Source organism: Caulobacter sp. BE254, from assembly GCF_031457295.1.
Lineage (GTDB): Bacteria > Pseudomonadota > Alphaproteobacteria > Caulobacterales > Caulobacteraceae > Caulobacter.
The window spans coordinates 25,762-40,453 of the sequence record NZ_JAVDWJ010000017.1 but is presented as its reverse complement, the minus strand read 5'-3'; the positions used below and the strand labels follow the sequence as shown (position 1 = coordinate 40,453).

The window sequence follows — 14,692 nt, the reverse complement described above, 5'->3', positions numbered from 1 at the left end:
CTCAGGCTTCCTTCAGGCGCGCCGAGGTCAGGAACCCGGCGAGGTCGTGCGTGCGGTGATGGACGAAGGGCGCGGTCGAGGCGGCCGCGTGGGCGCCGACCAGGACGGTGGTCATGCCCAGCAGGGCGGCGGGGGCGAGGTTCTTCTCGCTGTCCTCGAAGAAGGCGGTGGCCGGCGGGGCCAGGGCGTGGCGGGCGACCACCTTCTCGAAGGTGGCCATGGCGGGCTTGGGCAGGTAGTCGGCCGTCTCGATGGCGAAGACGTCCTCCATCAGGTGCGCCAGGCCCAGGTGGTTCAGCACCCGGTCGGCGTGGCCCAGCGAGCCGTTGGTGAACACCAGCCGGCGCCCCGGCAGGGCCTCGATCGCCGCTCGCAGCGCCGGATCCGGCGTCAGGCAGTCCATCGAGACGTCGTGCACCTCATCGAGGAATTCCTTGGGCTCAATGCCATGGTGGGCCATCAGCCCGGCCAGGGTGGTGCCGTGCTCGGTGTAGTAGCGCTTCTGGATCGCCCGGGCCTCGTCACGGGGCAGGCCGGTGGCCTTCTCCATGAAGTCGGTCATCTTGCCCTCGATCAGGGCCATGAACTCGCATTCGGCCGGATAGAGGGTGTTGTCGAGGTCGAACAGCCAGGTCTCGACATGAGTCAGGTCGGCGGTCAAAGCGCCCTCTCCCAGAGGGAGAGGGAGGGGCCCGCGCCGCAGGCGTGGGAGGGTGAGGGGTTAAGGCGTGCGACGGCGTGCCGGCAGGGCGCCGTGCGAAGGCGGCGAGGGTTTACCCCCTCACCCTCCCACGCTGCGCGCGGGCCCCTCCCTCTCCCCATGGGAGAGGGTGCTTTTCCGCCCATCCTCATTTCGAGATCAGCGTGCCCGCGCCGTGCTCGCTGAACAGTTCGACCAGCATGGCGTGGGGACGGCGGCCGTCCAGGATGACCACGGCCTCGACGCCGGATTCCACCGCATGGATGGCGTTCTCCAGCTTGGGGATCATGCCGCCGCTGGCCACGCCGCTCTCGATCAGGCCGCGGGCTTCGACGATCGTCATCTGGCGGATCAGCTGGCCCTCGCCGTCCAGCACCCCGGCGATGTCGGTCAGCATCAGCATGCGCTTGGCCTTCAGCGCCCCGGCCAGGGCGCCGGCCACGGTGTCGGCGTTGATGTTGAAGGTCTGGCCCTGTTCGGACACCCCGATCGGGGCGATCACCGGGATGTAGTCGGTCTCGGAGGTCAGCAGGGCCTGGATGATGTGCGGGTCGATCTTGGTCGGCTCGCCCACGAAGCCCAGGTCGACGGCCTGCTCGATGTTGCTGTCCGGATCCTTGCGGGTGCGGGTCACCTTCTCGGCGGTGATCATCCGGGCGTCCTTGCCCGACAGGCCCACGCCGCGCACGTCGGCTTCAGCGCCCGCGAGTGTGATCCAGTTGGCGATTTCCTTGTTGATGGCCCCCGACAGCACCATCTCGGCCACTTCCATCGTCGCCTCGTCGGTGACGCGCAGGCCGTCGACGAAGGTCGACTTGACGCCGGCCTTGTCGAGCATGCGGCTGATCTGCGGACCGCCGCCGTGCACCACCACGGGATGGACGCCCAGCAGCTTGAGCAGCACGGCGTCGGCCGCGAACAGCTTGGCCACCTGCTCCTGGCCCATGGCGTGGCCGCCGTATTTGATCACCACCGTCTCGCGGTCGTAGATCTGGATGTAGGGCAGGGCTTCGGCCAGGGTCTTGGCGGTGGCCCAGCCCGCTTCCTCGGCGACGTCGGTCAAGGCGGCGGTCCTGTAAGGCGAAAGGCGCGCCTCGATAGCGGACGTGGGGACACGTGTCACGCGTCGCCTGAAGTTTTGAAGGGGACCGCGCCGGCGCCTGAGATTTCCGGTCGCCCCTCACCGTTGTCATCCCGGAAGCCTTGTAGAGGCTGTCCGGGTTCCAGGAGACTGGGCTGATGCGTTGCGGTTCCCCTGGGTCCCGGACAAGCGCTGCGCGCTTTCCGAGATGACAACCTTGATGGGGTCGGGTTCAGCCCCTCCGATCGAACCGCCACTTCAGGACCAGCACCGCGCCCGACATCAGCAGGCAGGCGGTGTTGGAGGCGATCACCGGCCAGGCCTTGATCAGCACGCCATAGGTGATCCAGCAGGAAAAGCCGGCGACGGTGACCACATAGGTCCGCAGCGACACCGACGAGGCGTCCTTCTCGCGCCAGATCTTGACGATCTGCGGGGCGAAGCTGGTGATCGACAGCAGGGCGGCGGCCGTGCCTATGGCTGAAACGACCAAGGGGGCCGCGAGCGTGGCGCCCATGCCTAGACGGCTTGGGGCAGGGTGGTCGTCAGGCCCCAGCGCTCGGCATAGGCCGGCGACAGCTCCAGCCCCAGCGGCGGCGGGCCGGGGGCCTGGCCCTCGCGCAGGCAGATCGTCAGATAGGTCAGGGCGGTCTTCACGCCATATTCGGAATAGGGCTTGCCGATCACCCCGCAGGCGCCGGCGAAGTCGTCGGGCAGGCGCTTGACGTTGGCCGTCATGAACAGGGCCACCCCGCCGCAGTCGTCGTGGATGGTGCGCGCCACCTCCACGCCCGTGGGACCGTCGCGCAGGTGGACGTCGACCAGGGCCAGGTCCGGGTGCAGGTCGCAGGCCAGGGCCACCGCCTCGTCCGAGCTCATGGCCAAGCCCACCGAGTGGAACCCGACCTCCTCGGCCAAATATTCCAGTTCGGTGGCCAGCAGGACCTCGTCTTCCACGATCAGAACGTCGAGCGGGCGCTCGGTCATCACCAGATCAGCCTTCTTCAGTGATGAACGCCGTTGACCGGCAGGTGCACCACGACCCGCGTCCCGGGGTCGGCGGGCGTGGTCTCGGTCCGGGCCTTGAGCTGCTGGCACAGCAGCTGGACGATGGTCAGACCGAATCCGCCCGACGATGCGGAACTCTCTAGTCCAACGCCGTCGTCGGTGATTTCGATCCGGAAGTCCCCGTCCTGACGCGCGATGCCGACGAAGATCTCGCCCTGGCGGCCGTTCAGGACTTCGGGCGGGAAGGCATGGCGCAGGGCGTTGGAGAACAGCTCGCTGATCACCAGGGCCAGGGGCGCGGCCTTGGAGGCGGCGATATCGACGCGTTCCAGGTCCAGCCGGACCTTGATGTCGTCGCGCCGCGCCGACCCGACCATGTCGCCGACCAGGTCGCGGACGAAGGCCGAGACGTCGAAGCGCTCGACGTCGTCGCTCTGGAACAGGCGGCGATGGACGGTGGCGATGGCGCTGACCCGTTCCAGCATGCCCCGCAGGCTGCTCTTGACCGCCGGGTCGGTGACGCGGCGGTTCTGCAGCAGCAGCAGGGACGAGATAAGCTGGAGGTTGTTCTTGACTCGGTGGTCCACCTCGTGGAGCAGGGCGGTCTTCTGCTGCAGGGCCTGGGTCAGGTCGGCGGTGCGGGCCTCGACGGCCGCCTCCAGCCGGTCGCGGGCGTCGCCCAACTCGAACTCGACCCGCTTCTTGTCGCTGATGTTCAGCTGCGAGCCGAAGAAGTAGTCGATCTGGCCGCTCTTGCCGTGCACGGGCGACAGGCTGAGGGCGTTCCAGAAGGTCGTGCCGTCCTTGCGGTAGTTGAGGATGTCGATCGTGACCTCCTCGCCGTGGGCGATGGCGCGCCGCAGGGCGCCAATGGCGGCGGGATCGGTGTCGGGGCCCTGCAGGAAACGGCAGTTGCGGCCGATGACCTCGTCGCGGTGATAGCCGGTCAGGCCCAGGAACGCGTCGTTGGCGAAGATGATCGGATTGTCCGGCTGATGGGCGTCGGTGACGATCATCGCCGTGCGGGCGGCGCGGATCGCCGCGGCGAACGGATCCCCGACGCCATGCTCGGCGGCCAGTTCCTCCGCCGCGCGCTCCGACCGCAAGATATCCGTCATTCGTGAGAAGCCCGACCTTTTGACCTGCCCCGTGGTTTCCGAGAACGCCGGCTGGCAAGTCGGGTTCCAGACACGCCAGCAGAACGCACAACGGCGGAAACACCAAGTGTTTCCGCCGCCATGGTCGTCTGGGTCGTTGGTAAAAGGCTTTCGGCCCTATTTCGGCTTGTAGATCCGGTCGAAGACGCCGCCGTCGGCGAAGTGGGCGGCCTGGGCCTTCTTCCAGCCGCCGAAGGTGTCGTCGATGGTCACCAGGGGGATGGCCTTGAACCGCGAGGCGTACTTGGCCGCCGCGGCCGCGTTGCGCGGGCGGTAGTAGTTCTTGCCGATCAGGTCCTGGGCGATGGGGCTGTAGAGGAAGTTCAGATAGCCCTCGGCCGCCAGGCGGGTCTTGTGGCGGTCGACGTTCTTGTCGACCAGGGCGACCGGCGGCTCGGCCAGGATCGACAGCGACGGATAGACGATGTCGAACTTGCCCGGCAGTTCCTCCTGCGCCAGGTAGGCCTCGTTCTCCCATGACAGCAGCACGTCGCCCAGGCCGCGCTGGGTGAAGCTGGTGGTCGCGCCGCGCGCCCCGGTGTCCAGCACCGGCACGTGCCGGAACAGCTCGCCGACGAAGGCCTCGGCCTTGGCCGGGTTGCCGCCCGGCTGCTTCAGGGCCCAGGCCCAGGCGGCCAGGTAGTTCCAGCGGGCCCCGCCCGAGGTCTTGGGGTTGGGGGTGATCACGTCGATGCCCGGCTTGATCAGGTCGCCCCAGTCCTTGATCTTCCAGGGATTGCCCTTGCGGACCAGGAACACGATCGTCGAGGTGTAGGGGGTGGAGTTCTGCGGCAGGCGCGACTGCCAGTTGGCCGGCAGCAGCTTGGCCTTGGCGGCGATCTCGTCGATGTCATAGGCCAGGGCCAGGGTGACGACGTCGGCCTGCAGGCCGTCGATCACCGAGCGCGCCTGCTTGCCCGAGCCGCCGTGGCTCTGGTTGATGGTCAGGGTCTGGCCGACCTTGTCCTTCCAGTACTTGGCGTAGGCGGCGTTGATGTCCTTGTAGAGCTCGCGCGTCGGGTCGTAGCTGACGTTCAGCAGGGTCAGCGGCTTGACGCCCTGGGCGTGGGCCGATCCGGCCAGGGCGGCGGGAACGGCCAGGGCCGCGGCGCCGGCGGCGCCCGAGCCCAGCAGGCCGCGTCGCGTGGGGGTCTTGAGATCTTGGGTCATGGCGATGTCGCCTCGCTTGAGAAGATGGATCTTGAAAAATCGCGACCAGCCTGGCCCTGGCTGGCGACGCCGCGCCGGGCGTCGGTCCACGTCCCTCCCTCGCGAAGGGAGAGGGACGTGGCTCCGCCCAGTTCTAGAACGCGTACTGGCTGCGCAGGTTGACGGCCTTGTAGCTCTGGCCGATCTGGACCCCGGCGGCGTCGCGACGGTCGACGTCGACGTCCAGATAGTCCAGCGAGAACTTGGTCACCGAATTGGGGAACCAGTTGAGGCCGACGGTGGCGATCTCCTGCACGCCGCCGCGCACCCGGTCGGCCGCCACGGTCGCATATTCGTGGTGGTTGAGGTCCAGCACCGAATAGCGGGCCGCCAGCTCCCAGGCGCCCCACTTGCCGGCCTTGGGGTCGAACGGGTTCTCGATGGCCGGGGCGTCGAAGGCGAAGTTGGCGGGGTTGTACTTGCGCTGCTCGCCGGTCAGCACCCAGCCGCCTTCGACGTACCAGCCCGAGAACTTCGGGTCGGTGACGTTGGCGGCGCGGTTGCGGCGGTCCAGCGCGATGTCGAAATATTCGCCCTGGATCAGGAAGTTCTTCTTCTGGGCGGCCAGTTCGAAGCCGTAGTGGCGGGCCCCCGACGAGTCGATGGCGCCCGAGCTGACCAGGCGCGTGCCGTCGGTGCGCAGCTCGGGACGGTCCTCCACGGTGATCGGATAGGCGCCGGCCACGGCGATCTGGGCGGGCTGGGCGATCCGGCTGGCGTTGACGCCGACATGGGTCAGCCAGTCATAGCCCTTGAACGGAACGAAGGCGACGCGGCCCACATAACCCAGCTGCTCGTCGAAGGTGGCGCCGTCGCCGGCCTTGGCCCCGGTCACCGCGCCCGAGATCAGCCAGCGCTCGCCCACGGCCTGGGCCTGCAGCGAGATGCGGCGGTCGGCGCCGGCCAGGCCGCGGGTGGCCTCGGAACCGGACGGGCGTTCGGGGAACAGCGAGCCGTTGGTCGAGGCCGCGTCCTCCAGGCCCAGGTTCGGCGCGAACGCCCCGACCTTCACCTTGAACGGCGCGTAGTTGTACTGCAGGTACAGCTCCTGCAGCTGGCCCGCGCCGTCGGTGCCCGCGCCGCCGAAGTCCAGCAACACGCCGTAGTCGAAGTTCTTGAAGGCCCGGCCGTCGACGCCCAGGCGTGCGCGGCGGAAGTTGGTGCCGCTGTTGAGGTCGCGGCCGGTGGTCGTCGCGGGCAGGCCGCTGTCCTGGTTGTACCAGGTGGCGTCCAGCTGCATCACCGCGTGGATGTTGGCGCTGAAGGCCCCGTCGCCCGAGGCGATGGTGGGCTTGCCGCCGGCGATGCTGACGGTGGTCTGGGCCTGGGCGGTGCGCACGTCCTTGAGGCTGGCGGCGGTCGCGGCCTTCAGGTCGGCGATCTGGCTGGACAGGGCCTGGAGCTGGGCTTCCAGCGCCTCGATGCGGGCCTGCTGCTGCTCGGGCGTCTGCGCCGTCTGGGCGTGGGCCGCGCCGGTCATGGCCAGGAGCGAGGCTCCGGCGATCAGCGCCGTTCGCAGGACGCTCCGAGCGGTTTTCTGTGTGTTGATCATGGCTTTCCCCTCTCGACGCCTTGTCGGCGCCGCCGTTGACTGGAACAAAAGACGATTATTCCTACGTGTTAAATAGAGATAAGAGCGCGGGGCTTTGAGTTTTCCTTCAGGCTCCCGGCGGGCCCTCGCGGCAGGTGTGGTCAAGCTGTTGGAATCCAAAACGAAAAAGGGCCCGCGCCGAAGCGCGGGCCCTGTTCGTCAGTGTTCGTCATATTCGTCCCTGAAGTCCAGGGACGAGGCCAGATCTAGAACATCGCCCGGCCGGTGAGCTTGAGGTTGTAGCGCTTCTGCTTCTTGGCGGCCTCGGCGTTGGCCTCGATCGCCAGGTAGGACATCGGCGTGCCGGCCCGCAGGGCCAGGCCCAGGGTCACCGCGCCGTCCTTGTCGTTGGCCGCCGCCAGGGTGAAGGGCGTGCCGCCGCCGGTGAACTGGGCCACGGTGTCGCCGATCTCGCCGGCCAGCAGCTGGCGATAGCCGACCCGCACTTCCGGACGCCACCACAGGTCGCGGCCGTAGTCGGCGCCCAGCACCACCCCGACGTCGCCGGTCAGGCTGTCGGACTTGCGCTTGTGGACGATCTGGTCGAAGCCGTCGCCGCCGCCCTTTTCCTTGCGCTGGCCCTCGCTGAGATAGAGGTAGTCGACAGAGGCCTCGGGGCGAACGAAGTAGCGGCCGGCGAACTTGGTCTCATAGGCCGTGCCGGCGTAGGCGTTGAAAGTGTAGCCGTTCCACTTGGCGCTGTTCTTGCGCTGGACGTCGGCCACGCCGTCGCCGTTCAGGTCGCCGGAGTTGAACGTCCGGTCGCCGTCGTACCAGCCGTAGCCGCCGCCGCCGCCGATGTTCATGCGCCAGCCGCCGATCGACCGGCGCCAGTAGGCGCCCAGCTGGACGAAGTTGCCGGTGGTCTGCTCGCCCACCTTGGCGGCGATGTCGTGTTCCTCGACGCTGGCATAGGCCAGGGTCAGGCCCAGGGCGCCGCCGGCGTCGCCCATGGCCTCGTAGCCGCCGACGAAGCCGAAGGCCTGGGTGTCCGACCCCATGGTGTCGTCGGTGTCGCGCCGCACCAGGGTGTTGATCTCCTGGATCCACAGGCTGTCGGGCCCATAGCGGTCGCCCGGGTCGGGACGGAAGGCGGTGGCGGTCGAGATCGCGTGGTTGACGTTCTGCAGGGCCGCGAAGAAGCCTTCGCCCTGGTCGGGCATCATCTGGTCGTAGAGGCCCAGCAGGCCGTCCTTGGTGGTCTGGCTCAGGAAGGCGGTGGAGATGTCCTTGTCCTTGCCCAGGGCCGCGAAGGTGGCGTCATAGGCCGAGGACTGGGCCGAGTTCATGCCGATCTCGCCGGCCGTGCGGCGGCGGACGTCCAGATAGACGTTGTTGGCGTCGGTGCGGCTGGAGGCCACGTAGAGATAGGGCGTGCCGCCCAGCAGGTCCTGGTTGATCGTCCCGGCCGTCAGCGAGCCGGCGGTGATCACCGTATAGCTGGTCGGCGCGCTCAGCAGGCTGGTCAGGCGCAGGCCGATCTGGGCCCCGGACGCGATGTTGGCCGAGCCCGAGACCACCAGGTGGCTGTTGGCCCCCGCGCCGTTGTTGGCGCTCGGGTCGGCGGTGAACACCAGCTTGCTGTCCGCGCCCAGGGTCAGGCTGGAGGCGTTGATGTTTTCGGCGTTGGTCAGGCCCAGCGAGCCGTTGCCGACATTGATCGCCAGCTGGCCGTCCGAGTCGCGCAGGGCGCCCAGCATGACGGCGCCGCCGCCGATGGTCAGGGTGTCGGCGCCCGCGCCGAAGGCGACGTCGCCCACCACCGAGCCGCTCTGGAGGTTGAGGGTGTCGGCCCCCGAGCCGAACAGGATGTTGCCGATGATGACCGGCGTGCCGGTGGTCGCCGTGCTGGTCGCCGAGGTCACCGTGTCGGTGCTGGGGAAGGTGGTCGTGGTGGTGGTCGAGGTCGGGGCGACCTGGTTGACCGTGACGCCGGCGGTCGAGGCGCGCAGGTCCAGGGCGATGGCCGAACCGGTGGCGACGGCGGCCGGGGAGGGCGCGGTTCCGTCCGACTTGCTCGTTGGGGCGGCGACCTGGGCGGTGATCCGGCCGCTGTTGGTGATGTTGGTCAGGGTTCCGGCCGAATCCAGCACGCCGACGGCGTTGCCCAGTTCGCCGCTGCGGACCACCTGGATGACGCCGCTGTTGTTCAGGCTGGTCGCGCTGGCGCCGGCGTTGATGACGACGCCGCGCGCGTCGCCCGTCAGGCCGGAGCCGGCGTAGGAGGCGCTGGTCGAGGAGATCTGTCCACGGTTCCAGATCGAGGGGACGTTGGCGCCGGCCGTCAGGTTGACGCCCGTGGCGTTGGCCTCGCGGGCGCTGGCCGAGATGGTGCTGTCGAATCGCGCGCCGCCGGCCAGGGTGGTGGCCTGGCCCGTCGCGCCGCCGATCTGCACGGCGGTCGAGGTGACCTTGTCATAGACCCCGTTCGACGAGATGGCGCCCTTGGCGACGAGGCCGAAGGCGTTGTCGGCCGCGCCGACCGCGCCGATCGAGACGGCCTGGGTGTCGGAGCCGATCAGCAGGGCGGGCGCGGCCCCGTAGGTGGTGATCGACGCCGTCGAGGTGGTCGAGGAGCTGATGGTGGTGGTCGTGGTGGTCGTGCCGTTGACGACGGTCGAATAGGTCGGGCCGTTCAGCAGCACGCCGCCGGCGACGTTGCCGCCGATGCGCACGGCCGGCCCGCCCTGCAGCAGGTCGTCGGCGTCCAGCTTGTCGACCGCGGTCTGGACGGGACGGGTGGTGTAGCGATAGCCGGTGGTGGTGACGGCGCCCTGGAGGGCGAAGGCGCCGCTGACATTGCCGTCGACCGCCACGCCGGTGGCGTTCAGGCCGGTCACGGTCGTGGCGCCGTTGATCGTCACCTTGCCGGTCACCGGGCCGGCGACATGGACGCCGTAGGTGTTGTCGCCGAGCACGCTGATCGAACCGGCGGTGGTCAGGTTGCCGACCAGGCCGCTCTCCAGCGAAATGCCGGCCGAATTGTTGCCTTCGATGGCGATCGAGCCGGTCGAGCCCTGGACGATGTCGCCGGTGAACACGCCGGGGCCGGTCAGGCGGACGCCGTAGCGGTTGGAGCCCTTGGCGAACGGGCCATCCACGTCGCCGTCGCTGTCGGTGTCGGTCGGGGTGTAGTCCTCGGTCAGGCTGATGGCGGCGTTGTTGGTCACCGAGCCGGTCGTGCCGCCCTGGATCAGCACGCCGGTCGAATTGTCGACGCCCACCGTGGTCAGGCCGTTGCCGCCCAGGGTGACCTTGTTGTTGCTGTTGAGGGTGACCAGCGGGCCCGCCGTGGTCAGCGTGATGCCCCCGCCCGTGTCGACCTTCACGTCGTCGGCCGCGCCGGCGGACGTCGCCGTCGCCGTGGCGATCGGCGTCGTACGCGCCGTGTTGATGACCGTCTCAGCATAAGCGCCGAACGCCATGGCCAGGAGAGGAGCGGTTGCGACCGTCGCGACCAGGACCTTGCGCTGCATTCCGAACGACACCTTAGAGATAATCCCAGACCCCAGATTGCGGCACGTTGCGGCGAAATTGCGGTGCTTTCCGACAACGTCGCGCCACGAGGCGTTTGACGGTCTATCGCAAGCCTTCCCAGGGCGCCATATCTGGTTCGCCGAATCCCTCCCTTCGCCAGAACCGAGACTGCCGCATGCCGATGGCCTCGCCGTCTTCGTCTGCCCGTTCCGACGGAGCCGCCAGCACGCCCCTGGCCGTCTGGGGCGCGGTGCTGGCCGGGCCCGCGGCCCTGCTGGGCCTGGCGGCGACGGGCGGGGCGAACGCCGCGGCGGCGATTCCCCTGGCCCTGGTCAGCGGCGGCGTCGGCTACGCTCTAGTCCGCCGGACGCTGAACCGCCCGGCCGGCCCGGCCGCCCCGGTCGCGGTCGCGGCCGCGCTGGACCAGACGCCGCCGTTCGGCCTGATTCTCGAGACCCTGCCCGACCCGCTGATGGTCATCGCCGCCGAGGAGGCTGACGACCTGACCGGCCGGCGATTCGTGTTCGCCAACGCCGCGGCCCGCGAGCTGTTCAAGCTGCAGCCGCGCGGCGGACTGCTGGTCTCGGCCCTGCGCAGCCCGCAGGTGCTGGAGGCGGTGGACGAAAGCCTGTTCGGCGGCGTGCGGCGCTCGGTGGACTATGTGGGCGGCGGGGCCCAGGGACGCGAATGGGCGGCGCACTGCGCGCCGCTGGGCCTCGACGAGCGCGGCTCGCGCCTGGCGCTGCTGGTGCTCAGCGACGAGACCGACGCCCGCCGCAGCGAGCGGACCCGGGCCGACTTCCTGGCCAACGCCAGCCACGAGCTGCGCACGCCCCTGGCCTCGCTGTCGGGCTTCATCGAGACCCTGCGCGGCCACGCCAAGGACGATGTCGGGGCGCGCGACAAGTTCCTGGGCATCATGCAGGCCCAGGCCGAGCGCATGGCGCGGCTGATCGACGACCTGATGAGCCTGTCGCGGATCGAGCTCAACGAGCACATCGCCCCGCTGGGCCAGGTCGACCTGGCCATGGCCACGATCGACGTTCTGGACGCCCTGGCCCCCCAGGCCAAGGAGAAGGCCGTGGCCTTCGACCCCGTCCTGCCGCCGCGCGGCGCGGCGGTGGTCGAGGGCGACCGCGACCAGATCGTCCAGGTGATCCAGAACCTGGTCGACAACGCCATCAAGTACACGCCGCGCGACGGCGTGGTGCGGGTGGAGATCTTCTCGGGCCTGACCGCCGACATGGCCGCCGCCCCGCGCGACCCCGGCGCGGCGCGGATGTCGCTGCTGACCCCCGACCACGCCCTCGACGAACGCTACGCCTCGCTGCGGGTCAGCGACCGGGGGCCGGGCCTGGCCCGCGAGCACCTGCCGCGCCTGACCGAGCGCTTCTACCGGGTCGAGGGCCAGAAGAGCGGCGAGCGCTCGGGCACGGGCCTGGGCCTGGCCATCGTCAAGCACATCATGAACCGCCACCGCGGCGGCATGACGGTGGAGAGCGTGCAGGGCGAGGGCGCGGCGTTCGGGGTCTACTTCCCGATGGCGCGGACGGAATCCACCGCGCTCTAAAGCCTAGTTATTTCAAGGCTCTGGCCGCTGTCGTAAAACTGTCGCCAAACCGTCGCATAAGGTCGGCGCCCGCACGGCATAGATCGGCGCGGGCGGTACGGCGCGTTGGGCGCCGGCATCGCATCCTTCGCGCAAGACCCCGCCGCACGCATGCTGACCTGGCTCTCGCTCCTTTTCCTCGCCCTGTTCTCCGGCGCGGCGTTCATGGCCGGCCGAAGCCGGGCGTTGAAGTCGTCCGGCGGCTCCACGGCCAAGCTCCACTCGCTGCCGAACTATTACGGCCTTTACGCCGCCCTGTGGGCCGGCGCCCCGGCGGCGCTGCTGCTGCTGCTGGGCGCGGCCTTCGGCGGCCGGGTCGAGGACGCCATGCTGCAGGCCCAGCGCCCGGCCGTTGTCCAAGCCCTGACCCCTGATCGACAAGACGTGTTCTTCAGCGACGTCAGCGCCGTCGCCGTCGGCCAGGCTCCCAGCGAGGTGGCCTATGAGGGCCCGCTGAAGGCGGCCTTCGACGCCAAGGTGGTCGAGGCCAAGCGCATCGACGGCATCGTCAGCTATTCGGTCCTGGGCCTGGCCGGCCTGCTGGCCCTGGCCGGGTTCCTGCTGGCCACCCCGCGCATCAACACCGAATTCCGCGCCCGCAACCGGGTCGAGGGCTGGATCGCCGGCGTGCTGGTCGCCTGCTCGGTCGCCGCCGTCCTGACGACGCTCGGCATCGTCATGTCGCTGATCTACGAAAGCTGGCGGTTCTTCGAGAGCGTCTCGCCGCTCAGCTTCCTGTTCGGCACCGAGTGGGCCCCGCAGATCGCCATGCGCGCCGACCAGGTGGCCTCGTCGGGGGCGTTCGGCGCGGTGCCGCTGTTCGCCGGCACCTTCCTGGTCATGATGATCGCCATGCTGGTGGCGGCCCCGGTCGGCCTCTACTCGGCGATCTACCTGTCGGAATACGCCAATCGCGGCCTGCGCTCGACGATCAAGCCGCTGCTGGAGATCCTGGCCGGCGTGCCGACCGTGGTCTACGGCTTCTTCGCCGCCCTGACCGTCGGCCCGATCTTCCGCGCCTTCTTCAACGGCATCGGCGAGCAGCTGGCGGGCGGTCCGCTGGACAACCTCGCCCAGTACCTGATGCAGGTCCAGAACCAGATGGCCCTGGTGGCCGGGGTGGTGATGGGCATCATGCTGATCCCCTTCGTGTCCTCGCTGTCGGACGACATCATCAACGCCGTGCCCCAGAGCCTGCGCGACGGCAGCTACGCCATGGGCGCGACCAAGTCCGAGACCGTCAAGAAGGTGGTCCTGCCCGCCGCCCTGCCGGGCATCATGGCCGCCATGCTGCTGGCCGTGTCCCGCGCGGTGGGCGAGACCATGATCGTCACCATGGCCGCCGGCCTGCAGGCCAAGCTGACCGCCAACCCGCTGGACACCGTCACCACCGTGACCGTCCAGATCGTCACCCTGCTGACCGGCGACCAGGAGTTCGACAGCCCCAAGACCCTGTCGGCCTTCGGTCTGGGCCTGACCCTGTTCGTGGTCACCCTCTGCCTCAACATCATCGCTCTGCGCATCGTCCAGAAGTACCGGGAACAATATGACTGACGCGTCCCTCCCCACGGGCAAGGCCCCCGGCGCGCCGGCCCGTCCGAGCCTGTCGGCCCGCGACGCCCTGCTGAAGAAGCGCCACCGCTCCGAAAAGCTGTTCCGGGCCCAGGGCGTCGCGGCGATCGTCGTCGCCATGATCTTCCTGGTCGTGCTGGTCGGCCGCATCGTCGCCCAGGGCTACTCGACCTTCGAGACCCACACCCTGACCGTGCCGGTCTATCTGAACCCCGAACGCATCGACACCAGCGCCCTGGAAGGGGTCAATTACGACTACATCGTCGCCGAGGCCCTGATGAAGAAGCTGGGCGTGCAGGACGACGACCTGGGCACGGTGTCCAGCAAGGTCCAGGACCTGGTCTCGCGCGACTTCGGCAACCAGCTGCTGCAGATGGTCAAGAAGGACCATTCGCTGATCGGCAAGACCGTCGATGTCACCGGCTCGGTCAAGGCCGACGCCGACCTCTACTACAAGGGCGAGATCAAGCGCGCGACCGCCGAGGGCGACCGCAAGCTCGACAACCAGCAACTGGACTGGCTGGACCGCCTGAAGATGGACGGCACGGTCAAGACCGGCTTCAACACCAAGTTCTTCACCAATTCCGACTCGACCGAGCCCGAGCAGGCCGGCGTCTGGGGCGCGGTGATCGGCTCGACCATGATGCTGGTCATCACCGCCCTGATCGCCATCCCGGTGGGGGTGATGGCCGCGGTCTATCTCGAGGAATTCGCCCCGAAGAACCGCTGGACCGACGTCATCGAGGTCAACATCAACAACCTGGCCGCCGTGCCGTCGATTGTCTACGGCCTGCTGGGCCTGGCCCTGTTCATCAACTGGCTGCACGTGCCGCGCGGCTCGCCGCTGGTCGGCGGGCTGGTCCTGGCCCTGATGGCCCTGCCGACCGTGATCATCGCCACCCGCAGCTCGCTGAAGGCGGTGCCGCCGTCGATCCGCGAAGCCGCCCTGGGCGTCGGCGCCTCCAAGGCCCAGACCGTCTTCCACCATGTGCTGCCGCTGGCCATGCCCGGGGTGATGACCGGCGCCATCCTGTCGCTGGCCCACGCCCTGGGCGAGACCGCGCCGCTCTTGATGATCGGCATGGTCGCCTTCGTGCCCGGCGCGCCGGAAAGCTTCACCAGCTCGGCCACCGTGCTGCCGGTCCAGGTGTTCATCTGGGAGAACGCCTCGGAGCGCGCCTTCCACGAACGCACCGCCGCCGCCATCATCGTGCTGCTGGTGTTCATGATCGTCATGAACGCCGCCGCGGTGATCCTGCGCCGCCGCTTCGAACGCCGCTGGTAGGCC

General features: G+C 69.0%; 11 protein-coding genes. 3 read left to right on the top strand and 8 right to left on the bottom strand.

Annotated features, from left to right (window positions below; all coding sequences use genetic code 11):
* Position 1: 1 nt before the first annotated feature.
* From J2X41_RS22355 to J2X41_RS22320, 8 genes are all read right to left on the bottom strand, one after another.
* Positions 2–661 carry a pyrimidine 5'-nucleotidase gene (locus J2X41_RS22355; RefSeq protein WP_310086102.1) on the bottom strand — a complete coding sequence of 220 codons (660 nt, stop codon included), beginning with the start codon at positions 659–661 and terminating at the stop codon, positions 2–4.
* Positions 662–848: 187 nt separating this feature from the next.
* On the bottom strand, positions 849–1,763 hold the full coding sequence (argB, locus tag J2X41_RS22350; RefSeq protein ID WP_310086098.1) for an acetylglutamate kinase: 915 nt from the start codon (positions 1,761–1,763) through the stop codon (positions 849–851).
* Positions 1,764–2,013: 250 nt separating this feature from the next.
* Positions 2,014–2,298, bottom strand: coding sequence for a SemiSWEET transporter (locus tag J2X41_RS22345; RefSeq protein WP_310086096.1), 285 nt, complete (start codon positions 2,296–2,298; stop codon positions 2,014–2,016).
* A 2-nt stretch (positions 2,299–2,300) separates the two neighbouring features.
* Positions 2,301–2,768, bottom strand: coding sequence for a response regulator (locus J2X41_RS22340; RefSeq protein ID WP_310086094.1), 468 nt, complete (start codon positions 2,766–2,768; stop codon positions 2,301–2,303).
* A gap of 17 nt (positions 2,769–2,785) precedes the next feature.
* The gene (locus tag J2X41_RS22335; RefSeq protein ID WP_310086091.1) at positions 2,786–3,907 is read right to left on the bottom strand and encodes a histidine kinase dimerization/phosphoacceptor domain -containing protein; all 1,122 of its coding nucleotides are present in this window, start codon (positions 3,905–3,907) and stop codon (positions 2,786–2,788) included.
* Between the two features lie 156 nt (positions 3,908–4,063).
* The gene (locus J2X41_RS22330) at positions 4,064–5,116 is read right to left on the bottom strand and encodes a sulfate ABC transporter substrate-binding protein (protein ID WP_310086089.1); all 1,053 of its coding nucleotides are present in this window, start codon (positions 5,114–5,116) and stop codon (positions 4,064–4,066) included.
* Between the two features lie 133 nt (positions 5,117–5,249).
* Positions 5,250–6,707 carry a porin gene (locus J2X41_RS22325; protein ID WP_310086086.1) on the bottom strand — a complete coding sequence of 486 codons (1,458 nt, stop codon included), beginning with the start codon at positions 6,705–6,707 and terminating at the stop codon, positions 5,250–5,252.
* Positions 6,708–6,952: 245 nt separating this feature from the next.
* A complete protein-coding gene (locus tag J2X41_RS22320; protein ID WP_310086085.1) occupies positions 6,953–10,222 on the bottom strand; it encodes an autotransporter outer membrane beta-barrel domain-containing protein in 3,270 nt (1,089 codons plus the stop codon).
* 176 nt (positions 10,223–10,398) lie between these two features.
* Here J2X41_RS22320 and J2X41_RS22315 point away from each other — a divergent pair, with 176 nt between their 5' ends.
* From J2X41_RS22315 to pstA, 3 genes are all read left to right on the top strand, one after another.
* On the top strand, positions 10,399–11,793 hold the full coding sequence (locus J2X41_RS22315) for an ATP-binding protein (RefSeq protein ID WP_310086082.1): 1,395 nt from the start codon (positions 10,399–10,401) through the stop codon (positions 11,791–11,793).
* 150 nt (positions 11,794–11,943) lie between these two features.
* Positions 11,944–13,386 carry a phosphate ABC transporter permease subunit PstC gene (gene pstC, locus J2X41_RS22310; protein ID WP_310086080.1) on the top strand — a complete coding sequence of 481 codons (1,443 nt, stop codon included), beginning with the start codon at positions 11,944–11,946 and terminating at the stop codon, positions 13,384–13,386.
* The gene (gene pstA, locus J2X41_RS22305; RefSeq protein ID WP_310086077.1) at positions 13,379–14,689 is read left to right on the top strand and encodes a phosphate ABC transporter permease PstA; all 1,311 of its coding nucleotides are present in this window, start codon (positions 13,379–13,381) and stop codon (positions 14,687–14,689) included. Before pstC ends, pstA begins: the two co-directional genes overlap by 8 nt.
* The last annotated feature ends 3 nt before the right edge of the window (positions 14,690–14,692 follow it).